The sequence below is a fragment of the Pseudomonas trivialis genome, from assembly GCF_036864995.1.
GTDB lineage: Bacteria > Pseudomonadota > Gammaproteobacteria > Pseudomonadales > Pseudomonadaceae > Aquipseudomonas > Aquipseudomonas trivialis.
This window is the reverse complement of sequence record NZ_CP142151.1, coordinates 943,567-964,852: the sequence shown is the minus strand read 5'-3', so window position 1 is coordinate 964,852 and position 21,286 is coordinate 943,567. Positions and strand designations below refer to the sequence as shown.

Below are 21,286 nucleotides of genomic sequence, written 5' to 3'. Positions count from 1 at the left end.
CTTTTTCAAGGAGCAGACCATGGATCCGCGCAGTGAAGTACTGCTTCGCCAGCCCGAACTTTTTCAAGGCAACCTGCTGCTGGTCGGTTTGCCGCCTGACGACTTGCTCGGTCGTCTGCCCAATGCCCATGGCTGGTGCTGGCACGCCGGTGACCAGGCGGCGCTCGACGCACGCTTCCCGGAGCGCAGCGCGTTTGGTGTGAATGTGCCCGAGCGCGCGTTCGACGCGGCGGTGATCTTCCTGCCCAAGTCCAAGGACCTCACCGATTACCTGCTCAATGCGGTGGCCGCACGCCTGCCCGGCGCCGAGCTGTTTCTGGTGGGGGAGAAAAAAGGCGGTATCGAAAGTGCCGCCAAGCAGCTGGCCCCATTCGGCAAACCGCGCAAGCTGGACAACGCGCGGCATTGCCAGCTGTGGCAAATCACCGTAGTCAATGCGCCGCAGAGCGTCGAACTGGAAAGCCTGGCACAGGTGTTCGAAGTGCCGCTGGCCGAGGGCCCGCTGAAGGTGGTCAGCCTGCCGGGCGTGTTCAGCCACGGGCGCCTTGATCGCGGCACCGAGTTGCTGCTGGCGCATCTGGACAAGCTGCCGAGCGGTCATCTGCTGGACTTCGGTTGCGGCGCAGGCGTGCTGGGGGCTGCGGTCAAGCGTCGCTACCCGCACAACAGCGTGACGATGCTGGATGTAGACGCCTTCGCCACTGCCAGCAGCCGCCTCACCCTGGCAGCCAACGGCCTGGAAGCCGAGGTGCTGACCGGCAACGGTATCGACGCCGCGCCGATGGGTTTGAATGCGATCCTGAGCAACCCGCCGTTTCACGTCGGCGTACACACCGATTATTTCGCCACCGAAAACTTGCTGCGAAAAGCGGCAAAACACCTGGCAAAAGGTGGCGAACTTCGCCTGGTTGCCAATAGCTTCCTGAAGTACCAGCCGCTGATCGAAGAGCATTTGGGCATCTGTGCGGTGAAGGCCGAGGGCAATGGTTTTCGCATTTACCGCGCCAAGCGCCCCTAACGGGCGTTTGAAAAAGAAGGCTTGCCGAATGTGTCCTGGCTAGGCAGAATCCGCTCCGTCCTAGGGGAGTAGTCTCCCACGAGTTCAATCTCGTCCGGCATACGTCAACATACTTGGTCAACAGACCATGGCGTATGCGACCCAGGAGTCCGCACAGACGGACCGGGGTTTGACAAGACCTATGACACGCACACCTTACCCGGGGCGGGAGGCTGTACGTGTCATAGCCGTGTCGACCCGCCCCTGGAACCTACCTGATGCTGGATTCTCTGCTCGTCCCCACCGCAATCGTTGCCTTGGCCGAAATCGGCGACAAGACGCAACTGCTCGCGCTCATCCTTGCCGCACGCTTTCGCAAACCCTGGCCGATCATCGCCGGCATCGTCGCCGCGACCCTGGCCAACCATGCGGCCGCCGGTGCCGTGGGCGCCTGGTTTGGCAGCTTCTTCTCGGACGCGGTGCTGCACTGGATTCTCGCCGCGAGCTTCTGTGCCACGGCCTTGTGGACGCTGGTGCCGGACAAGCTTGACGATGACGAGGCCAGCACGACGCGCAAGTTCGGACCGTTCCTGACCACGCTGATTGCGTTCTTCCTCGCGGAGATCGGTGACAAGACGCAGATCGCCACGGTGATGCTGGCGGCGCAGTACCCGGAGCTGTGGCTGGTGATTATTGGCACGACCCTGGGCATGTTGATTGCTAACGTACCGGTAGTGCTGGCGGGGAATTTTGCAGCGGAAAAACTGCCGCTGACCCTGATTCGCCGGCTGGCAGCAACGGCGTTTTTCATCCTGGCGATTGTGGCGGTGTACAAGGCCATGCAAAGCAGCGGGTGGATCTAGCGTCAAATGTGGGAGGGGGCTTGCTCCCGATTGCGGTGCTTCAGCCAGGTATTCCTTGGCTGATCCACTGCTATCGGGAGCAAGCCCCTCCCACACTTAGGTTTTCATCAACCTTGGAGTATCAGGATTTTTTGGCCTGCTGGTACAGCGGCATCACTTTCGGAATAGCCGCCTGCAGCGAGGCGATCCGGCTATCGGAGGCCGGGTGAGTGCTCATGAACTCGGGCGGTGCGCCTTCGGAAGCCTTGGCCATCTTGTTCCACAGCGTGATCGCGGCGTTCGGGTTGTAGCCGGCGCGGGCCGACAGCTCCAGGCCGATCAGGTCGGCTTCGTTTTCATTGCTGCGGCTGTTGGGCAAGGTCATGCCGTAGTTGGCCACGGTATCGGCCAGCGCCAGGCTGTCCTGGCCCAGGCCGAATATCGCACCCGCGCCCTGCTTGGCCATCTGGATACCATAGGCCTTGGACATGGCTTCACGGCCATGCTCGCGCAAGGCATGGGCAATTTCATGGCCCATCACTGCGGCCAGTTCGTCATCGGTGAGCTTGAGGTTGTCGATCAATGCGCTGTACACGAAAATCTTGCCGCCAGGCCCGCAGTTGGCGTTCATCTCGTCGCTCTTGATCAGGTTCACTTCCCACTTCCACTGCGCCGCATCCGGGCGGAAGGTGGGCGCCTGGGCGATCAGCCGATTGGCAATCGCCTGCACGCGTTTGGCGTTGGCACTGGTCTTGTCCACCAGGCCTTTGCCACTGGCTTCGCCCAACGTCTGCTGGTAGGACTGGGCATACATCTGGTCGACTTCCTGACTCGACAGCATGCTGAACATGTATTGCTTGCGCTCAACCCCAACGGCGCCGCCGCTGGTGGTATTGACCGACTGACACCCGGCCAGCAGCATGGCCGCCGCCAATACACTTACTGCCAATGACTTTTTCATGCGAGACGCTCCCTGAAAACATGGCGCGTATCGTAGGCCCTCGTGTGTATCCGCGCCAGATACACACGACGTTTAACTGCTGTATTTCCGATACATCCCACAGAGGGTGCCGACGGGAGCACCTGTCAGGCCGGGGTCAGGCACTCCGGGCCGTTGAGCTTGGGATCGTTGACCATATTGGCCAAGACCCTTTCGCGCAATGCAGCGGGTTCACTGGCCAGCAGCGCTTGCAATACGTGCAACGGGGTTTCTGGATCGAGCCACGCTGCCTGGCCCGCAGCATCGAGGATCAGCGGCCGGCGCTGGCTTTGCGCTGCCTGGGTGATCACCGCAGTGCTCAGCCATACCTGTTCCTGTACCGGGTACGCTTCCCAGATCGCCGCGAAAAACAGCGTCGAGCCCTCCCCCGGCGTCAACCAGTACGGGCGCTTGCGCTGGGTACCGCGCCATTCGTAGAAACCATTGGCCGGCAGCAGGCAGCGCCGTTGGCGGAATGCTTCGCGGAACATCGGTTGCTCGGCGACCGTTTCGGCGCGGGCATGGGCCGGGGTGCGGGAAAGGTCGGTCAGCCAGGGTGGCGTAAGGCCCCAGCGGGCACGGGCCAGGGTGAGCTGGCCTTCGTTCAGGCGCTGGATCAGCACCGAATCATTGGGGGAGATATTCCACTGGGCCTGCTGGTCGGCGGGGAAGCCGGGCAAGGCAACAAAGGCAGGGTTCCAGCGAAACAGGGCATAACGTCCACACATGGGGGCAACACGACTCTTGGGTAAACCGACCGACAGCCTAACAGACCAGCACGTCGGGGAAGCTGTCGGGTTCATCACCGGGCAAGGGCTGCGCGCCGATATAGGCGGTGATCAGCTGGCGGGCATAGGCAGCCTGGTCGTTATCGACCTCCAGACCCAGCAGGCCGAAAATCGGCAACTCGCCAGTGCCACCGAGCAGATGGCGCCCCACCAGATGTGCATCGATGCCCTCGCTGGCGAGCATCTGTTGCAGCAACTCGCCTTCCATCAGGTTTTCCGGTTCGTAGATTCGCTGCATGGGCGTGCCTGCTATTCGTTCTCGGCGTGGACTTCAAGCATCCATTCATGACCATCCGTTTGCAGGATGAAATTAATCGGTCGGCAACAGACCGGGCAATCCTCGATATAGCTCTGATCGCCACCGGAAAGATCCAGCACCGCCTCCGCCGGCTCACCACAATAAGGACAATCATACGGTTCAGTTTCCAGCATCGCAGCCTCCCAGGTGACTTGTGCGTATAATCGCCGGTCTATTTACAGGGCTATTGATCGGCCGGTCCAATTACCCGCGCCGCACCCTGGTATTTCCTCTACTTACCCTAGCCGTTTCCAACAAGAGAGCATGATGGGCGAATTCGATACCATCCGACCTTACAACGACAGCGAAGTCCCGGCAGTGCTGGCACGTCTGTTCAGCGACAAGGCCTTTCTGGACATACTGACCCACTTCCGCTTCCCCCGCTTCGCCGGCACCCTGGGCTGGCTGCTCAAGCCGATGATTGCCCGCAAGCTGCGCCGTGAATTCGCCGGCGTCACCACCGTGGCCACGCTGCAGGACAAGGTCGAGTACTACGTCGACCACACCATCGACCGCGCGACCGACGGCGTGACCTACACCGGCGTCGAACAGCTCAAGTCCGGCACCGCGTACCTGTTCCTGGCCAACCACCGCGATATCGTGATGGACCCGGCGTTCGTCAACTATGCCGTGTACCACGCCGGCCTGCCGACGCCACGCATCGCCATCGGTGACAACCTGCTGCAAAAGCCGTTTGTCAGCGACCTGATGCGCCTGAACAAGAGCTTCATCGTGCACCGCTCGATCACCGGGCGAAAGGAAAAGATGGCGGCGTATCATTTGCTGTCGGCCTACATCAATCATTCGATCCGCAACGACTGCCAGTCGATCTGGATCGCCCAGGCCGAAGGCCGCGCCAAGGACGGCGATGATCGCACCGAATCGGCGATCCTCAAGATGTTCCACGTGAGCCGCAAGGATGAGCCGTTTGCCGAGGTCATCCAGTCGTTGAACCTGACTCCGGTGTCCATCAGCTACGAGTACGACCCCTGCGATACCGCGAAGGCGCGCGAGCTGTACATCCGCGCCACCACCGGCACCTACAGCAAGGCGCCGGGCGAGGACGATGTGAGCATCGCGCTGGGCATCACCGGCTACAAGGGCCGCGTGCACATCAACTTCGCACCGCCGATCACCGAGCGCTTCGAGGACACCAAGCTGCTGGCCGTGGAAATGGACCGGCAGATTCTCGGCGGTTATCGGTTGTTCCCGGTGCATTACCTGGCGTATGCGCAGTGGGCCGATGCAGACCCGCAGTTGCAGGTGCCGACCGCGGCTGAAGTCTTCCCGGCTGATGAGCTGGCCAAGGCGAAGATGGAATGGGAAAGGCGTTTGAATGAGTGCCCAACGGAACACCGGCCTTACCTCGTGACGCAGTACGCAACGCCTGTGCGCAACCAGTACCGCGTCAAGGCCGGAATCCCTCTGTAAGCCCCCTCATACAGGGGTTCTGCAGTGATCTTAAAAATGAGTGCTGAGCCAGGACAGGATCAGCGCCAGCCCGAGACCTGCAAACCCCATGCGGTAAGCCAGGCGATGCGCCCGCTCGATGCGCACATCCAGAAACAGCATGGGCTGGTCGATCGCGCGCTCTTCGCTCTGGGCGGTAAGATCGGCCATTGCGCGCTGCTCGCAAAAGCGCGCTATGAACAGCAGCGCCGCCGCGAGGCCGGCCAGCAATAGAGCCATGACATTGATCAACAGTGCGGGCAGCGCCATCGCAAACCTCGGTGAACCCATACTCTGATATCCATTCGGATACCCACCTGAACGGTAGTGGCGCCCTGCGCCTGTAACGATCCCGTCCACTTGCGATTAATGTATCGAGTAATTTACAGCGTCACCTGAACGTCACCTTAACAAGCCATTCTGTTGCCCTTCGAACGCCCGGGAGCTTGTCATGTTGCATGCGCAGAACCAGGACCGGTTGTATCTGGTCGCCCAAAGTGATGAACAGGAAGCGCTGATCGGCAGCCTGGCGTTCAACGTTCAGGACCGCCACTGGCTGGTGTATTGCGCCCTGGGCGGGCATCAACATGCGGACTGGCCGGAGATGGATCTGCTCACGGGCGTGAGCATGCTGGACTTTCACGTCGACAGCGCCGCGTGAAGAAACGCCGGGCGAAAAAAAACCGGGCTCAGCGATGAGCCCGGTTTTTTGTTGACGGCTTACTGCTGCGAGCTGAGCAACTGGCCGATGCTTGGGTCCTTGAACAGACGGGTCAGCGCGTCGCTGAGCACGTCGCTGACCAGCTTGGTGTTGGTTTCCTGGTTCGGCGACATGCCGAAGCGCTGGTTGAGCGACGCCGCATAACGGCCGCTGTAGCGACGGGTACCGGCGCTGACATCGGACTTGAACGTGGCACCGATGGAGGCTTCAGTCACGTACAGGCCTTCTTTGGGCGACTGGTATTTCAGTTCGGCCAGGGTAACGGTCAGTTGGGGGGCGCCAGGCGAAGTGGTCGGCGTGAACCCCAGCAGGCGCACGGCGGCTTCAGCCTGGGCCTGCAGCTTGGGCAGCACGTCCTGGCCATTCACCGAAATCAATGCAGTCTCCGGGTACAGCCCGCCGCGCGAGCCCAGGGTTGGCGATGGACGACCGTCCACCACACGCACCGACACCGGCTGACCATGCCCTACCGGCGCCAGCTGCGTGGTGATCTTGGGTTGCGGGCTGAGTTGTTGCGGGCTGTTGGCGCAGCCAACCAGGGTCAAACTGGTCACAGTGATCAAACCGAACAACAGGCGTTGCAACATACTCATTTCTCCAGGACTAGATGCAAACAGGCCGCCAGTATAACGGTGCACGCGCGCCACTCACCAGCGATCCTGAACGGCAGCTGAAGCCACGGCGAAATTACAATTTCGCATAAATTCGTCATTCCAGTGTCATGGCAGACTGGCAACCTTCAAGCATGTAACACAACCGGTACACGCCATGCGCCTGCTCAAATCGTTGTTCATGTCACACACCCGGCATCGCCAGTTCGCGCTGCTCGACGCCAGGGGCCATTGCCTGGCCTTCAAGCAATGCAGCCTGCCACCTGTCGGCGAGGGCTGGGTGGAAGTCACCGAGACACGCCTGTGCTGGATGCACCGTCCACTGCCCGCCAGCGCTCGGGTTCGGCCGCAGGTCGCGCATGCACATTCGCGCCAGGCGTTGGCCTCCTGACCACAAGCCTAATAAAAGTCATAAAACACGCCCATTTCTGCGGCGTTCTTCGCTACAATCTCCCCCCGATTATAAGGACGTCTCCTGATCGGGCCTCGCAGCACCGTTAATGCCTCGGTATTAACCCAAGAATCGCCCACAGAGAGCCGCCCACACAGATCGAGTGAAGCTGGCGCGCTTGCTGTTTTCCTTGCAAACCACCCGCCTTTACCGCATCTGCCAGAGCTGCCATTGCGCTCGGCCACTTGAGTTGTTTGCCCGTTTTGCCGCGTGTCGGCAAAGGTGTTTCGGGCCAGGTGCCAGGCTGAGGCAGCCCTTTTTTGAGGTTCACGTCTTCAAAAGAGCGTGAAAAAACGGGTTTTCACAACTTCACAAGAGTGTGGCGAGCAAATGAATAGTTTGGCGTTTGTACAAGCACCATCAGCGTCTGGAACAGCCCAACCCAACAGGACCGAGTGCGCCTCAACAACCGGAGCTTAAGCCTGTCCGCGACGGATTGATTGCACGAATCGCACGCTTTGACCATAAGTCGAATTGCCACAGGCGCCCATGAATGCGTTCATAGGCAGATCAGCCCGGCAGCAAGCGTGCGCTGGAAGTTGCAAGGAATTGCGAAACGGACATGGCGATCCTGGCCATGGGTAACCTGGGGCAACACGTGAACCGCCCCGTCACTCCTGGCAGCCATGCCGTCAATTTGGTGCTGCAGATTTTGGAGACGCGTTAAATGGCGCATAACGAAGCAGTCGACGTAGTACTGGTAGGGGCTGGCATCATGAGTGCCACCCTGGCCGTGCTGCTCAAAGAGCTCGACCCCGGCCTCAAGCTGGAAGTCGTTGAGCTGATGGACTCGGGTGCCGCGGAGAGTTCCAACCCGTGGAACAACGCCGGTACCGGCCACGCCGGCCTGTGTGAGCTGAACTACACGCCGCAGGCTGCCGATGGCTCCATCGACATCAAGAAAGCCGTGCATATCAACACCCAGTTCGAGGTATCGAAGCAGTTCTGGGCGTACCTGACCAAAAAGGGCACCTTTGGCTCGGCCAGATCCTTTATCAGCCCGGTGCCGCACCTGAGCTTCGTGCAGGGTGAAAGCGGCGTGTCGTTTCTCAGGAAGCGCTTTGACACCCTCGTGCAGCACCACGCGTTTTCGGATATGCATTACACCGAAGACCGTGGCGAAATGGCCGAGTGGATGCCGCTGATGATGCCCGGCCGCCCGCTTGATGAAAAAATCGCGGCCACCCGCGTGATGAACGGCACCGACGTCAATTTCGGCGCCCTGACTAACCAGTTGCTCGGTCACCTCACCAGCACGCCAGAGGCCCAGGTCAAGTACTGCAAGCGTGTCACCGGCCTCAAGCGCAACGGTGCCGGCTGGACCGTGAGCATCAAGGACGTCAACAACGGCGAAAGCCGCGAAGTCGACGCCAGGTTCGTGTTTCTTGGCGCCGGTGGCGCGGCCCTGCCGCTGCTGCAAGCGTCGGGCATTGAGGAAAGCAAAGGCTTCGGCGGTTTCCCGGTCAGCGGCCAGTGGCTGCGTTGCGACAACCCGGACGTGGTCAAGCATCACCAGGCCAAGGTCTACAGCCAGGCGGCGGTGGGCTCGCCACCGATGTCCGTGCCGCATCTGGACACCCGGGTGGTGGATGGCAAGAAATCCCTGCTGTTCGGGCCATACGCCGGCTTTACCACCAAGTTCCTCAAGTACGGTTCATTCCTCGACCTGCCGATGTCGATTCGCGCCGGCAACATCGGCCCCATGCTGGCCGTGGCGCGCGACAACATGGACCTGACCAGGTACCTGGTCAGCGAAGTGCGCCAGTCCATGGAACAGCGCCTGGAATCCCTGCGCCGCTTCTATCCAGAAGCCAAAGCTGAAGACTGGCGCCTGGAAGTGGCCGGTCAACGGGTGCAGATCATCAAGAAAGACCCGAAGAAAGGCGGCGTGCTGCAATTTGGCACCGAGCTGGTCGCAGCCAAAGACGGCTCGCTGGCGGCACTGCTGGGTGCGTCTCCGGGGGCTTCAGTGACTGTTTCGATCATGCTGGAACTGATTGAGCGTTGCTTCCCGGAAAAAGCTGCCGGCGAATGGGCGGCCAAGCTGCACGAGATCTTCCCCGCACGTGAGAAAGTGCTGGAAACCGATGCCGAGCTGTATCGCAGGATCAATACGCAGAACAACATCAGCCTGGAGCTGGTTGAACAAGGCGACGAGGCTGAAAGCTACGCTTGAGGTTTGAGTGCAATAAAAAACGCCCCTCGGGGCGTTTTTTTGTGGCCTGAATAATCAGCCGCGGGCTTTTTCAATCAGCTCGATGTACTCGGGCGCGTGGCGCTGGTCCTTGATCAAGTCGACGAAGGTCTGCCCATGCTCGTCCTTGCCATCCAGATCCAGGTCAGCCTCCTTGAAAAAGCCGAGGAAGCGTTCGAAGTCATCGATACGCAGGCCACGGTAGGCCTTGATCAGCTTGTGCAGAGACGGTGAAGTCGCATCAACCGGTTCGAAGTCCAGGAACAACTTGATCTGGTCGTCGCCGATCTCGTCACCAATCACCTGTTTCTTATCTTTACGCATTACCGGCTCCAGCCTGCAGACATTTTCACGGAGTTTGAAGTCTACCTTTGGAAGCCATGACGCGCCTAGTCGAACTGGGCCAGCATCCAGTCTTTATAAGCAGCTACTTCAGCATCGCCTTCACGCGGCGCCCAACCGGGCAGTTCACCCTCACCCAAGGCGCGATAAGGGCCTGCCTTGCATTCGAACAGCACCGTGTCAGGTTCCATCACCACCAGACTGTGGAACACGCCCGGTGGCAAATCAACACCCAGGCAATCACCGCCAGCCTGTATCACGCGCTTGTCGATCACCTCACCGGTGTCGTTGAAAACCAGCAAACCCAGGCGCCCCTTGAGCACCAGCAAAGTTTCCGCCTTGTCCGCGCTCAAGTGCCGATGGGGTGGCACGTAGGTGCTGGGCTGCAGGCCCACGGCCAATCGGTGGCACGGCTCTTCCATCTGATGAAAGTTGTAATGATGCCGGCCACGGGCACTGGCGTCCGCTTTCTCGGCCAATTCGGTAAACAGTGTCTGATCAAGAAAGCGGGTCATGACTTACATCCCTTTGACGGCGTAGATGCCATTAGCGTTGCGCCAGTAACCCTTGTAGTCCATGCCGTAACCGAAGATGTAGCGGTCGATGCAGGGCAGGCCGACGTAATCGGCTTTCAGGTCCGGGCGTGCCTTGCGGTCGTGGTCTTTGTCGATCAGCACGGCGGTGTGCACTTTACGCGCACCGGCGTGTTTGCAGAAGTCGATAATTGCGCCCAGGGTGTGACCTTCATCAAGGATGTCGTCGATGATCAGCACGTCGCGGTCGATGAACGAAACTTCCGGCTTGGCCTTCCAGAACAGGTCGCCGCCGCTGGTTTCATTGCGATAGCGGGTGGCGTGCAGGTAGGACGCCTCCAGCGGGAACTGCAGGTGGGTGAGCAGTTTGCCAGCGAAGATCAGGCCACCGTTCATCACGCAGAACACCACCGGGTTGCTGTCGGCCAGTTCGCGGCTGATATGCGCGCCAACCCTGGCGATCGCCTCTTCGACTTGCGCTTCGCTGTACAGGCAGTCAGCCTCGCGCATGATTTGACGGATATGCTCGAGATCAGCGGACATGGCGCTCTCCAAGGGGGTGCTGTGGCAAGAAAAGCGGGCAAAGGTACGCATGTGAGCGGCAACGTTCAAGCCTTTATGGACTAACGTACTTGATTGTCTATAGGACATCATCCTCGGATAGATTAATCTAGGCCGGTTTTTTTGCCCGCCGCCGGAGCCTTTCCCATGCCCACTCGCGAGATCCGCCATCCGCTGATCCAGCACAAGCTCGGCCTTATGCGCCGCGCCGACATCAGCACGAAGAACTTCCGTGAGCTTGCTCAGGAAGTCGGAGCGTTGCTCACTTACGAAGCCACCAAGGATTTGCCCCTGGAATCCTACGAGATCCCCGGTTGGGCCGGTCCCGTCCAAGTGGAGAAAATCGCCGGTAAAAAGATCACTGTGGTGCCGATCCTGCGCGCCGGTATCGGCATGCTCGAAGGCGTGCTAAGCCTGATCCCGGGCGCCAAGGTCAGCGCCGTGGGCGTGGCCCGCAATGAAGAAACCCTGCAGGCCCACACCTACCTGGAAAAACTGGTGCCGGAAATCAACGAGCGCCTGGCGATGATCATCGACCCGATGCTCGCTACCGGCAGCTCCATGGTTGCCACCATCGACCTGTTGAAAAAGGCCGGCTGCAAGGACATTCGCGCCATGGTGCTGGTTGCCGCGCCCGAAGGCATCGCCGCCGTCGAGAAAGCGCACCCGGACGTGCAGATCTACACCGCTTCCATCGACGAGCGCCTGAATGAACACGGCTACATCATCCCGGGCCTGGGCGATGCCGGTGACAAGATCTTCGGCACCAAGCAGAAGGACGCGTGACCATGCAGGATGAATTCAACGACCCGCTTTGGCGCCAGATCCTGTCCGGCGCACAGATGCTCTTCGTGGCATTTGGCGCGCTGGTGTTGATGCCACTGATCACCGGCCTCGATCCAAACGTTGCGCTGTTCACCGCTGGCTTGGGCACGCTGTTGTTCCAGGTGGTCACGGGGCGACAGGTGCCGGTGTTCCTGGCATCGAGTTTTGCGTTTATCACGCCGATCATTCTCGCCAAGGGCCAGTTCGGCCTCGCGGCGACCATGGGCGGGGTGATGGCGGCCGGTTTCGTGTATACCTTCCTCGGCCTCGCGGTGAAGATCAAAGGCACCGGGTTTATCGACCGCCTGCTGCCGCCGGTGGTGATTGGCCCGGTGATCATCTCCATCGGCCTGGCCATGGCGCCGATTGCAGCGAACATGGCGATGGGCAAGTCCGGCGACGGTGCCGAGCTGATTCATTACCAGACGGCGATGATGATCTCGATGCCGGCGCTGCTGACTACGTTGATCGTTGCAGTGTTCGGCAAGGGCATCTTCCGCCTGGTGCCGATCATTTCCGGCGTACTCGTGGGCTTTGCCATGGCGTTCTATTTCGGCGTGGTCGACACGGCCAAAATCGCCGCCGCGCCCTGGTTCGCCTTACCCCACTTCACCGCGCCGGAGTTCAACTGGCAGGCGATCCTGTTTATCGTCCCGGTGGCCCTGGCCCCGGCGATCGAGCATATTGGCGGTGTGATTGCGGTGGGCAGCGTGACCGGTCGCGACTACCTGAAGAAGCCGGGCCTGCATCGCACCCTGCTGGGTGACGGCATCGCCACCACGGCCGCCGGTCTGTTTGGCGGCCCGCCGAACACCACCTACGCCGAAGTGACCGGCGCGGTGATGCTGACCAAAAATTACAACCCGAAGATCATGACCTGGGCGGCGGTGTTCGCCATCAGCCTGGCGTTTATCGGCAAGTTCGGCGCACTGCTGCAGAGCATTCCAGTGCCGGTGATGGGCGGGATCCTGTGCCTGCTGTTCGGCTCGATTGCCGCCGTGGGCATGAACACGCTGATCCGCCATCGGATCGACCTGGGCGAGGCGCGTAATCTGGTGATTGTGTCGGTGACCCTGGTGTTCGGCATTGGCGGCGTGCTGGTTGGCACCGGCACCGGCCCGGATGACTTCGGCCTCAAGGGCATCGCCCTGTGTGCGGTGGTGGCGATTGGTTTGAACTTGCTGCTGCCGGGCAATGATGGCTGGAAGCACAAGAAGCCGGATGAGCCGCTGCTCTAATTAACACCGCAAAACCAAATGTGGGAGGGGCTTGCTCCCGATAGCGGAGTGTCAGTCGATGCATACTTGACTGGACCACCGCCATCGGGAGCAAGCCCCTCCCACATTGTATTGCAGCGTCTGTCAGAGCTCGCCCAGCCCATCGATCAGCGCCTGGTTCTGCTCAGGCGTACCGATGCTGATCCGCAGGAACTGGGCAATCCGCGCCTGCTTGAAGTGCCGCACGATCACCCCTTGCTCACGCAGCTTCGCAGCCAAACCAGCAGCGTCATGCTTTGGGTGACGGGCGAAGATGAAGTTGGCCGCCGACGGCAGTACTTCAAAGCCCTTCCCTTCCAGTTGCGCCACCAGCGTCTCACGGCTGTCGATCACCCGCCGACAGGTGTTGGCGAAGTACTCGCGGTCCTCGAACGCCGCCGCCGCGCCGGCAATCGCCAGGCGATCCAGCGGGTAGGAGTTGAAGCTGTTCTTGACCCGCTCCAGCGCTTCGATCAAATCAGGGTGGCCCACGGCAAGGCCCACGCGCAAACCGGCCAGTGAGCGCGATTTGGACAGGGTCTGGGTCACCAGCAGGTTCGGGTAACGATCCACCAGACTGATGGCAGTGTCACCGCCAAAATCGATATAGGCTTCATCGACCACTACCACCGAGTCGGGGTTGGCCTTGAGGATCTGTTCCACGGCGTCCAGCGCCAGCACGCAGCCGGTCGGGGCGTTCGGGTTGGGGAAGATGATCCCGCCGTTGGGCCTGGCGTAGTCCGCCGCGCGAATCTGGAACTGTTCGTCCAGCGGCACCGGTTCAGACGTGATGCCGTAGAGACCGCAGTAAACCGGATAGAAGCTGTAGCTGATATCCGGGAACAGCAGCGGCAGATCGTGCTGGAACAGGCCGTGAAAGATGTGCGCCAGTACCTCGTCGGAGCCGTTTCCTAGGAATACCTTGCCAGCATCGATCCCGTAATACGTGGCCACTGCCTGCTTGAGCAGGTCGCTGTTGGGGTCCGGGTACAGGCGCAGGTTGTCGTTCAACTCGGCCTGCATCGCCGCCAGCGCTTTCGGCGATGGGCCGTAGGGGTTTTCATTGGTGTTGAGCTTGACCAGTTTGGTCAGCTTGGGCTGCTCGCCGGGCACGTAAGGCACCAGGTCCTTGACGAAGGGGCTCCAGAATTTGCTCATGTGTCATTTCCCCTCTTCAAGGATGCGGTATTCGGCGCTGCGCGCGTGGGCGCTCAGGGATTCACCACGGGCCAGCACCGAGGCGGTCTTGCCCAGTTCGGAGGCGCCTTGTGGCGAGCAGAAGATGATCGACGAACGCTTCTGGAAGTCATACACCCCCAGTGGCGACGAGAAGCGCGCCGTGCCGGAGGTGGGCAGCACGTGGTTGGGACCTGCGCAGTAGTCGCCCAGCGCTTCGCTGGTGTGGCGGCCCATGAAGATCGCACCGGCGTGGCGAATCGACGGCAGCCAGGCTTGCGGATCGGCCACGGACAGCTCCAGGTGTTCCGGCGCGATGCGGTTGGCCACTTCGATGGCTTGCTCCATGTCGCGCACCAGGATCAGTGCGCCGCGACCATTGATCGACTTCTCGATGATCTCGGCGCGGTCCATGGTCGGCAACAGCTTGTCGATGCTGGCGGCGACCTTGTCGAGGAACTCGGCGTCCGGGCAGACCAGGATCGCCTGGGCGTCTTCGTCGTGCTCGGCCTGGGAGAACAGGTCCATGGCGATCCAGTCCGGGTCGGTCTGGCCGTCGCACACCACCAGAATTTCCGAGGGGCCGGCAATCATGTCGATACCAACCTGGCCGAACACATGGCGCTTGGCGGTGGCCACATAAATGTTGCCGGGGCCGACCACCTTGTCGACCTTCGGCACGCTCTCGGTGCCGTAGGCCAGGGCCGCAACCGCCTGGGCGCCGCCGATGGTGAATACGCGGTCAACGCCGGCGATGCAGGCCGCCGCCAGCACCAGCTCGTTGATTTCGCCGCGCGGAGTCGGCACCACCATGACCACCTCGGTCACGCCCGCCACCTTGGCCGGAATCGCGTTCATCAATACCGACGAGGGGTACGAGGCTTTACCGCCCGGCACGTACAGACCCGCACGGTCCAGTGGCGTGACCTTCTGACCAAGCACGGTACCGTCGGCCTCGGTGTAGCTCCAGGAATCCTGTTTCTGCTTTTCGTGATAGCTGCGCACCCGCGCTGCCGCCACTTCCAGGGCTTCGCGCTGCGGGCCGGTGATGCGCGTGAGCGCCAGCTCCAGGCGCTCGCGCGGCAGGATCAGGTCGGCCATGGATTTGACGTCCAGGCCGTCGAACTGGCGGGTGAAGTCCACCAGCGCCGCATCACCGCGCTCGCGCACGGCCTTGATGATGTCGAGCACTCGCCCGTTGACCGAGTCGTCGGACACGCTTTCCCAGCTCAGCAGATGATCCAGATGATGGGCGAAATCCGGGTCGGCAGCGTTGAGTCGGGCAATTGCAGTGGACGTGGTCATAGCGAGGGCCTCATAGGATTGGCAAAAATGCTCAGGCGCCGAACGTTAGCAGTCGATCCGCTTGGGCACCTGAGAATTCTGGCTATGAGGCGGATAGACGGGCGCGGCCTAAGGCCGCGCGGGTGAGTCAACCGCGGTGTCGCGACTCCACTGCCTTGCGCAGGGTGTCGATCAACGCCTGGATACGGGCATGCTGCATCTTCATCGATGCTTTGTTGACGATCAGCCGGGAGCTGATGTCGGCAATGAAATCCTGGGGTTCAAGCCCGTTGGCACGCAGCGTGTTGCCGGTGTCGACCACGTCGATGATCTTGTCAGCCAGGCCGATCAGCGGCGCCAGCTCCATCGAGCCATAGAGCTTGATGATATCGACCTGGCGGCCTTGTTCTGCGTAGTAGCGCTTGGCAACGTTGACGAACTTGGTGGCCACCCGCAGGCGGCCTTTAGGCTCGACATCACCGACACGGCCGGCGGTCATTAGCTTGCACAGGGCAATACGCAGGTCCAGCGGCTCGTACAGGCCCTGGCCGCCGTATTCCATCAGCACGTCCTTGCCGGCGACGCCGAGGTCGGCCGCGCCATGCTCGACGTAGGTCGGCACATCGGTAGCCCGCACGATCAACAGGCGCACGTCGTCCTGGGTCGTGGGGATGATCAGCTTGCGGCTCTTGTCCGGATTCTCGGTCGGCACGATGCCCGCTTCAGCCAGCAGGGGCAACGTGTCGTCAAGGATGCGGCCCTTGGACAATGCGATGGTCAACATGGGAACGTCAGTCCTTCATCAGGCAATTGCGGTCTGGTCGCAAACGGCGCCAGACACAGATCGAGGCCATGACAGCCTCGATTTGAAACAAATTCAGCACAGCGGTCACTTAGCGGCAAGCATCTAACTGTGGCGAGCGGGCTTGCCCCGTTAGGTCGCGCAGCGATCCCAAAAATGGGACTGCTGCGCAGTCCAACGCGGGGCAAGCCCGCTCGCCACAAAAGCCCGCTCGCCACACAAGTTCGCTAGCCACATAAACCGGCTCGCCGGAGCAGTGACGGTGTTTAATGCGCCAGGACTAGCCCGGTACGCGGCGGATCTTGGCGCCGAGCATCTGCAGTTTTTCTTCGATGCACTCGTAACCACGGTCGATGTGGTAGATGCGGTCGATGAGGGTGTCGCCGTCAGCGCACAGCGCCGAGATCACCAGGCTGGCCGACGCACGCAGGTCGGTAGCCATCACTGGCGCGCCCTTGAGCTTGTCGATACCGGTGACGATGGCGGTATTGCCTTCAACCTGGATCTTGGCGCCCATGCGATGCAGTTCGTACACGTGCATGAAACGGTTTTCGAAGATGGTCTCGATCACCGCACCGGTGCCTTCGGCGATTGCGTTCAGGGAGATGAACTGCGCCTGCATGTCGGTCGGGAACGCCGGGTACGGAGCGGTACGCACGTTAACGGCTTTTGGCCGCTTGCCGTGCATGTTCAGCTCGATCCAGTCTTCACCGGTGGTAATTTCAGCACCGGCTTCCTTGAGTTTTTCCAGAACGGCTTCAAGGATGGTCGGATCGGTGTCCTTGACCTTGACGCGGCCACCGGTTACGGCGGCGGCAACCAGGTAGGTGCCCGTCTCGATACGGTCCGGCATCACTTTGTAGGTGGCCGAGTGCAGACGCTTCACGCCGTCGATGGTGATGGTGTCGGTGCCGGCGCCGCTGATATTGGCACCCATCGCGATCAGGAAGTTGGCCAGGTCGACCACTTCCGGCTCGCGCGCGGCGTTTTGGAGGACGCTGCGGCCGTTGGCCAGGGCAGCGGCCATCATGATGTTCTCGGTGCCGGTGACGCTGACGGTATCGAAGAAGAAGTTGGCGCCACGCAGGCCGCCTTCTGGCGCCTTGGCCTTGATGTAGCCGCCTTCGACGTCGATAACCGCGCCCATGGCTTCAAGGCCACGGATGTGCAGGTCGACCGGACGCGAGCCAATGGCGCAACCGCCAGGCAGGGCCACTTCAGCCTCGCCGAAACGGGCAACCATGGGGCCCAGCACCAGGATCGACGCACGCATGGTCTTGACCAGCTCGTACGGGGCGATCAGGGTCTTGATGGTGCGCGGGTCGATTTCGACCGAGAGCTTCTCGTCGATTACCGGCTCGATGCCCATGCGACCGAACAGCTCGATCATGGTGGTGATGTCGTGCAGGTGCGGCAGGTTGGCCACGGTGACCGGGCCATCGCACAGCAGGGTCGCTGCCAGAATCGGCAAGGCAGAGTTTTTCGCACCGGAGATGCGGATCTCGCCATCAAGGCGGGCACCGCCGGTAATAATCAATTTATCCATAAGAATCTCGACGCCTTGGGGGCTCAGGTGCGCTCGGCCCAGGCCGCGCGGCTGAAAAATTTCATAGTGACCGCATGGATGCTGCCATCGGTGATCCATGGGTTCAAATGGGCATAGATCTGCTGCTGACGCTTGACCGGGCTCAATGCCGCCAGTTCATCGCTAATCACGTTCAGCTGGAAATTGCAGCCTTCGCCTTCAACTTCTACGGTCGTTTCCGGCAGCTTTCCTTCCAGAAAGCTCTTAACTTCTAGGGCCTGCATGTTCAACCTCTATCGGCGCCCAGTGCGCACGGGTCGCACATCATACAAAAAAGCCCCGCGCCTGCGAACCCCGCATAGCAGGACTCTGACGGGGGGCCTCTGTAATAACGTGTATTAAGGATGCGCCAGCAGCTCGGTCAGACCGGAAACCTCGGCGATCTCACGCATGTCCTCAGGCAACGCACGAATGCTGAGCGGCTTGTTGGCCGCTTCGGCATCACGCATGAAGCACAGCAACAAGGACAAACCTACGCTGCTGGACTTGGTCACCGCCGAGCAATCGAGCACCAGCGCAGGTGCGCTGCTGGCCTTGATCAGCGCCTGGCCCTGCTTGCGCAGGTCAGGCCCGGTGCGGTAGTCCAGCACGCCACTGAGGAACAGCTCGCCGGCAGCGCCGATACGAACAGCCGACTCGGTCATTGCGCAGACTTCCCGGCTTCTTTGTCGGAGGTTTCCTTGGCCTTGGCCACTTCACCGGCCCAACCATTGATGGTCTTGTCCAGGTCGTTGCCATTGCGCTGCATCGCGTCGGCGAACTGGTCTCGGAACAGTTTGCCAATGTTGATGCCGTTGATGATCACGTTGCGCAGCTTCCACTCGCCCTTGACCTTCTCCAGCGTGTACTGCACAGGGTACACCGCGCCGTTGTTGCCTTTGACGCTCATGTTGACGCTGGTGCGGTCACCCGATTCGTCGCCGGCCGGGGCCACGGTAATGCCCTGGTTGTTGTACTCCAGCAAGGCGTTGCCGTAGAACTGGAACAGCCCGCGCTTGAAGTTTTCCTGGAAGGTCTGCATCTGGGCTGGCGTGGCCTTGCGCGAATATTTCACCGTCATGATGCTGCGGGAGATGCCTTCGGCATCCACGACCGGGCCCACGATGGTGTTGAGCGCGTTGTAGAACTGGCTCGGGTCCTGTTTGTACTTTTCTTTGTTGGCCGTCAGGTCAGCCAACATCTTGTTGGTCGTGTCCTGCACCAGGTCGTGGGCAGAACCTGCCGCGTTTGCCATCAGCGGCAACGCTGCAAGCAGTACCAGCAGGCCACGTCGCAAGGTAGAGATCATGAACAGATTCCTCATTTGGCGTCTTTATTGACCGTGTTGAGCAGGAACTTACCAATCAGATCCTCAAGCACCAGCGACGACTGCGTGTCGTGGATGGTCGAACCATCCTTGAGCAGGGCTGTTTCCCCGCCCACGCTGACACCGATGTACTTCTCACCGAGCAAACCCGCAGTGAGGATAGATGCTGTGGAGTCAGTCGGCAGGTTATCCACCTTCTTGTCCAGTTGCATCGTCACTCGCCCGGTGAAGCTGTCGCGATCCAGATCGATTGCCGTGACCTTGCCGATGGTGACACCGGCCATGGTCACTTTAGCTCTGACAGTCAAACCGGCAATATTGTCGAAGTACGCGTAAAGTTTATAGGTATCGGCGGTGGGGCTGGCCGAAAGACCGCTGACCCGCAGGGCCAGCAACAGTAAAGCCAGGATGCCAGCCAGCAAGAAAAGGCCGACACCGATTTCCACAGTGCGGTTTTGCATCAGAAGTCTCCAAACATCAAGGCGGTCAAAATGAAGTCAAGGCCCAGTACCGCCAGCGAGGCGTACACAACGGTCTTGGTGGTGGCACGGCTGATCCCCTCTGAAGTGGGCTCACAGTCATAGCCTTGGAATACGGCGATCCAGGTCACGACAAACGCGAAGACGATGCTCTTTATGATGCCGTTGAGCACATCACCCGTGAAGGTCACGCTGTTTTGCATGTTGGCCCAGTAGGAACCGTCATAGACGCCCAGCCAGTCCACGGCAACCCAAGAACCGCCCCAGATGCCCACCACGCTGAAAATCATCGCCAGCAGCGGCAGGGAAATGAAGCCGGCCCACAGGCGCGGGGCAACGATGTACTTGAGTGGGTCCACACCGATCATTTCCAAACTGGACAACTGCTCGGTGGATTTCATGTTGCCGATTTCGGCGGTCAGTGCAGAACCTGCGCGTCCGGCGAACAGCAGCGCGGTCACCACCGGCCCCAGCTCACGCAGCAGCGTCAGGGCAACCATCTGGCCTACCGCCTGTTCCGAGCCATAGCTCGAAAGGATGTTGAAGCCTTGCAGCGCCAGCACCATGCCGATGAAAACCCCGGACACCACGATGATCACCAGCGACATCACGCCCACGGCGTGCAATTGCTTGAGCAGCAGGCCAAAGCCACCGCCGATGCCACCGCGCCCAAGCAGGGCGTGGAACAGGAAAATGGTCGAACGACCCAGCACTTCGATGATATCGATGCCGGACCGACCGAAAAGGCGAACCTTCTCGATAAGAGATGTCTTGCGCATCAACGCTTCCCCAGAAGGTCTGAGCGGTAATCCGCTGCCGGAAAATGAAAGGGCACCGGACCATCAGGATCACCGGTCATGAATTGGCGAATGCGCGGGTTGTCGGCGTTCATCAGTTCTTCGGGTGTGCCCTGCCCCAGCACCTGGCCATCGCCGACGACATACAGGTAGTCGGCGATGCTCGCCGTTTCTGCCAGGTCGTGGGAGACCACGATACTGGTAATCCCCAGCGCATCGTTGAGCAGGCGGATCAGGCGCACCAGGACACCCATGGCGATCGGGTCCTGACCCACGAAGGGCTCGTCGTACATGAGGATCTGCGGATCCAGGGCAATGGCTCGCGCCAGCGCGACACGGCGCTTCATGCCGCCGGACAGTTCGTCCGGCATCAGGTCGATGGCACCGCGAAGGCCGACGGCCTGCAGTTTCAACAACACAATGTCACGAATCATCTCGTCGGACAGCTGGGTGTGCACCCGCAACGGGAAGGCCACGTTCTCGAAAACGTCCAGGTCAGTGAACAGCGCGCCGCTCTGGAACAGCACGCCCATGTGCTTGCGCGCGTCGAACAGATCGCTGCGCGACAGCGTCGGCAGGTTCTGGCCATTGACCCACACTTCGCCGGCGCTGGGCCGCAACTGCATGCCCATCAGACGCAACAGGGTGGTCTTGCCGCAACCGGAAGGCCCCATGATGCCCGTGACCTTGCCGCGGGGAATGCGAATATCGACGTTATTGAAGATGCTGCGCGTCCCGCGCTTGAAGGAAAGGCCCTTCAGCTCGACCGCGTAGGCGTTATCGGCACTCATCTAAACTCCTTGGGATGCGGACTCACACTCAGACACCACGTGAACGACAAACGTTTGCACGCTTGCGCAATATAAATAGCCGCGTGTACTGGGCGGGCCGAACAAGCGGCGAACTATATCACCGCTGGTGCAGAGCCCCCAAGGCCGGAACATCGCTCGTTCAGAATCAGGACAGCGAAAAAACCGCGAGGATGTAACCGAGTGTAAATTTGAGCCCAT

The 21,286-nt window shown here is 60.7% G+C and carries 27 protein-coding genes and 1 riboswitch; of the genes, 8 read left to right on the top strand and 19 right to left on the bottom strand.

The window, feature by feature from the left end; translation table 11 throughout:
• Nucleotides 1-19 precede the first annotated feature (19 nt).
• Together VRB54_RS04195 and VRB54_RS04190 are read left to right on the top strand one after the other, a co-directional pair.
• Nucleotides 20-1,018 carry a class I SAM-dependent methyltransferase gene (locus tag VRB54_RS04195; RefSeq protein WP_338479635.1) on the top strand — a complete coding sequence of 333 codons (999 nt, stop codon included), beginning with the start codon at nucleotides 20-22 and terminating at the stop codon, nucleotides 1,016-1,018.
• A gap of 50 nt (nucleotides 1,019-1,068) precedes the next feature.
• Nucleotides 1,069-1,256: riboswitch (yybP-ykoY riboswitch) on the top strand.
• A 19-nt stretch (nucleotides 1,257-1,275) separates the two neighbouring features.
• On the top strand, nucleotides 1,276-1,860 hold the full coding sequence (locus VRB54_RS04190) for a TMEM165/GDT1 family protein (RefSeq protein ID WP_004372026.1): 585 nt from the start codon (nucleotides 1,276-1,278) through the stop codon (nucleotides 1,858-1,860).
• 121 nt (nucleotides 1,861-1,981) lie between these two features.
• Here VRB54_RS04190 and VRB54_RS04185 read toward each other — a convergent pair whose 3' ends face one another.
• The 4 genes from VRB54_RS04185 to VRB54_RS04170 form a co-directional block, all read right to left on the bottom strand.
• Nucleotides 1,982-2,800 (bottom strand): M48 family metallopeptidase, encoded by an 819-nt coding sequence (locus VRB54_RS04185; protein WP_004372028.1) that lies wholly within the window; start codon nucleotides 2,798-2,800, stop codon nucleotides 1,982-1,984.
• 125 nt (nucleotides 2,801-2,925) lie between these two features.
• Complete coding sequence (locus tag VRB54_RS04180) at nucleotides 2,926-3,546, bottom strand: SOS response-associated peptidase (protein WP_338479634.1); 621 nt, start codon at nucleotides 3,544-3,546, stop codon at nucleotides 2,926-2,928.
• Between the two features lie 37 nt (nucleotides 3,547-3,583).
• Nucleotides 3,584-3,844, bottom strand: a complete 261-nt coding sequence (locus VRB54_RS04175; protein ID WP_338479633.1) for a putative signal transducing protein — start codon at nucleotides 3,842-3,844, stop codon at nucleotides 3,584-3,586.
• A gap of 11 nt (nucleotides 3,845-3,855) precedes the next feature.
• On the bottom strand, nucleotides 3,856-4,038 hold the full coding sequence (locus VRB54_RS04170; protein WP_082638344.1) for a CPXCG motif-containing cysteine-rich protein: 183 nt from the start codon (nucleotides 4,036-4,038) through the stop codon (nucleotides 3,856-3,858).
• A gap of 133 nt (nucleotides 4,039-4,171) precedes the next feature.
• Between VRB54_RS04170 and VRB54_RS04165 the strand changes: the two genes are divergently transcribed.
• Nucleotides 4,172-5,335, top strand: coding sequence for a 1-acyl-sn-glycerol-3-phosphate acyltransferase (locus VRB54_RS04165; protein WP_338479632.1), 1,164 nt, complete (start codon nucleotides 4,172-4,174; stop codon nucleotides 5,333-5,335).
• Between the two features lie 30 nt (nucleotides 5,336-5,365).
• On the opposite strand, the gene VRB54_RS04160 is transcribed toward VRB54_RS04165, so the two are convergent.
• Nucleotides 5,366-5,623, bottom strand: a complete 258-nt coding sequence (locus VRB54_RS04160) for a hypothetical protein (RefSeq protein ID WP_338479631.1) — start codon at nucleotides 5,621-5,623, stop codon at nucleotides 5,366-5,368.
• A 181-nt stretch (nucleotides 5,624-5,804) separates the two neighbouring features.
• Here VRB54_RS04160 and VRB54_RS04155 point away from each other — a divergent pair, with 181 nt between their 5' ends.
• Entirely contained in the window at nucleotides 5,805-6,014 is a 210-nt protein-coding gene (locus VRB54_RS04155; RefSeq protein WP_209988705.1) for a hypothetical protein, read from the top strand.
• Nucleotides 6,015-6,073: 59 nt separating this feature from the next.
• On the opposite strand, the gene VRB54_RS04150 is transcribed toward VRB54_RS04155, so the two are convergent.
• Nucleotides 6,074-6,661 carry a YajG family lipoprotein gene (locus tag VRB54_RS04150; RefSeq protein WP_004372041.1) on the bottom strand — a complete coding sequence of 196 codons (588 nt, stop codon included), beginning with the start codon at nucleotides 6,659-6,661 and terminating at the stop codon, nucleotides 6,074-6,076.
• A 181-nt stretch (nucleotides 6,662-6,842) separates the two neighbouring features.
• Between VRB54_RS04150 and VRB54_RS04145 the strand changes: the two genes are divergently transcribed.
• Both VRB54_RS04145 and mqo read left to right on the top strand, forming a co-directional pair.
• Nucleotides 6,843-7,076: a hypothetical protein gene (locus VRB54_RS04145; RefSeq protein ID WP_338479630.1), complete on the top strand. Its 234-nt coding sequence runs from the start codon at nucleotides 6,843-6,845 to the stop codon at nucleotides 7,074-7,076.
• A gap of 727 nt (nucleotides 7,077-7,803) precedes the next feature.
• On the top strand, nucleotides 7,804-9,312 hold the full coding sequence (gene mqo, locus VRB54_RS04140) for a malate dehydrogenase (quinone) (protein WP_338479629.1): 1,509 nt from the start codon (nucleotides 7,804-7,806) through the stop codon (nucleotides 9,310-9,312).
• Between the two features lie 54 nt (nucleotides 9,313-9,366).
• On the opposite strand, the gene VRB54_RS04135 is transcribed toward mqo, so the two are convergent.
• From VRB54_RS04135 to VRB54_RS04125, 3 genes are all read right to left on the bottom strand, one after another.
• Nucleotides 9,367-9,654, bottom strand: a complete 288-nt coding sequence (locus VRB54_RS04135) for a PA4642 family protein (RefSeq protein ID WP_338479628.1) — start codon at nucleotides 9,652-9,654, stop codon at nucleotides 9,367-9,369.
• A 65-nt stretch (nucleotides 9,655-9,719) separates the two neighbouring features.
• The gene (locus VRB54_RS04130) at nucleotides 9,720-10,187 is read right to left on the bottom strand and encodes a WbuC family cupin fold metalloprotein (RefSeq protein ID WP_338479627.1); all 468 of its coding nucleotides are present in this window, start codon (nucleotides 10,185-10,187) and stop codon (nucleotides 9,720-9,722) included.
• 3 nt (nucleotides 10,188-10,190) lie between these two features.
• Nucleotides 10,191-10,748: a hypoxanthine-guanine phosphoribosyltransferase gene (locus VRB54_RS04125; RefSeq protein ID WP_057006860.1), complete on the bottom strand. Its 558-nt coding sequence runs from the start codon at nucleotides 10,746-10,748 to the stop codon at nucleotides 10,191-10,193.
• A gap of 165 nt (nucleotides 10,749-10,913) precedes the next feature.
• Here VRB54_RS04125 and upp point away from each other — a divergent pair, with 165 nt between their 5' ends.
• Both upp and VRB54_RS04115 read left to right on the top strand, forming a co-directional pair.
• Nucleotides 10,914-11,552 carry a uracil phosphoribosyltransferase gene (upp, locus tag VRB54_RS04120; protein WP_338479626.1) on the top strand — a complete coding sequence of 213 codons (639 nt, stop codon included), beginning with the start codon at nucleotides 10,914-10,916 and terminating at the stop codon, nucleotides 11,550-11,552.
• A gap of 2 nt (nucleotides 11,553-11,554) precedes the next feature.
• Entirely contained in the window at nucleotides 11,555-12,829 is a 1,275-nt protein-coding gene (locus VRB54_RS04115) for a uracil-xanthine permease family protein (RefSeq protein WP_004372057.1), read from the top strand.
• A 123-nt stretch (nucleotides 12,830-12,952) separates the two neighbouring features.
• Here VRB54_RS04115 and hisC read toward each other — a convergent pair whose 3' ends face one another.
• The 10 genes from hisC to VRB54_RS04065 all read right to left on the bottom strand — a co-directional run bounded on the left by hisC (nucleotide 12,953) and on the right by VRB54_RS04065 (nucleotide 21,067).
• Entirely contained in the window at nucleotides 12,953-14,005 is a 1,053-nt protein-coding gene (gene hisC, locus VRB54_RS04110; RefSeq protein WP_338479625.1) for a histidinol-phosphate transaminase, read from the bottom strand.
• 3 nt (nucleotides 14,006-14,008) lie between these two features.
• The gene (gene hisD, locus VRB54_RS04105; protein WP_057006862.1) at nucleotides 14,009-15,328 is read right to left on the bottom strand and encodes a histidinol dehydrogenase; all 1,320 of its coding nucleotides are present in this window, start codon (nucleotides 15,326-15,328) and stop codon (nucleotides 14,009-14,011) included.
• A 127-nt stretch (nucleotides 15,329-15,455) separates the two neighbouring features.
• Nucleotides 15,456-16,091, bottom strand: coding sequence for an ATP phosphoribosyltransferase (gene hisG, locus VRB54_RS04100; protein ID WP_003188599.1), 636 nt, complete (start codon nucleotides 16,089-16,091; stop codon nucleotides 15,456-15,458).
• Between the two features lie 298 nt (nucleotides 16,092-16,389).
• A complete protein-coding gene (gene murA, locus VRB54_RS04095; RefSeq protein ID WP_004372068.1) occupies nucleotides 16,390-17,655 on the bottom strand; it encodes a UDP-N-acetylglucosamine 1-carboxyvinyltransferase in 1,266 nt (421 codons plus the stop codon).
• Nucleotides 17,656-17,678: 23 nt separating this feature from the next.
• A complete protein-coding gene (locus VRB54_RS04090) occupies nucleotides 17,679-17,918 on the bottom strand; it encodes a BolA family protein (RefSeq protein ID WP_003188597.1) in 240 nt (79 codons plus the stop codon).
• 114 nt (nucleotides 17,919-18,032) lie between these two features.
• Nucleotides 18,033-18,338, bottom strand: a complete 306-nt coding sequence (locus VRB54_RS04085) for an STAS domain-containing protein (RefSeq protein ID WP_338479624.1) — start codon at nucleotides 18,336-18,338, stop codon at nucleotides 18,033-18,035.
• On the bottom strand, nucleotides 18,335-18,982 hold the full coding sequence (locus tag VRB54_RS04080) for an MlaC/ttg2D family ABC transporter substrate-binding protein (RefSeq protein ID WP_004372074.1): 648 nt from the start codon (nucleotides 18,980-18,982) through the stop codon (nucleotides 18,335-18,337). The genes VRB54_RS04085 and VRB54_RS04080 overlap by 4 nt, the downstream gene beginning before the upstream one ends.
• 11 nt (nucleotides 18,983-18,993) lie before the next feature.
• Nucleotides 18,994-19,461 carry an outer membrane lipid asymmetry maintenance protein MlaD gene (mlaD, locus tag VRB54_RS04075; RefSeq protein ID WP_003171814.1) on the bottom strand — a complete coding sequence of 156 codons (468 nt, stop codon included), beginning with the start codon at nucleotides 19,459-19,461 and terminating at the stop codon, nucleotides 18,994-18,996.
• Nucleotides 19,461-20,258 carry a lipid asymmetry maintenance ABC transporter permease subunit MlaE gene (gene mlaE / locus VRB54_RS04070; RefSeq protein WP_005784853.1) on the bottom strand — a complete coding sequence of 266 codons (798 nt, stop codon included), beginning with the start codon at nucleotides 20,256-20,258 and terminating at the stop codon, nucleotides 19,461-19,463. The genes mlaD and mlaE overlap by 1 nt, the downstream gene beginning before the upstream one ends.
• On the bottom strand, nucleotides 20,258-21,067 hold the full coding sequence (locus VRB54_RS04065; protein ID WP_003216128.1) for an ATP-binding cassette domain-containing protein: 810 nt from the start codon (nucleotides 21,065-21,067) through the stop codon (nucleotides 20,258-20,260). Before VRB54_RS04065 ends, mlaE begins: the two co-directional genes overlap by 1 nt.
• Nucleotides 21,068-21,286 lie beyond the last annotated feature (219 nt).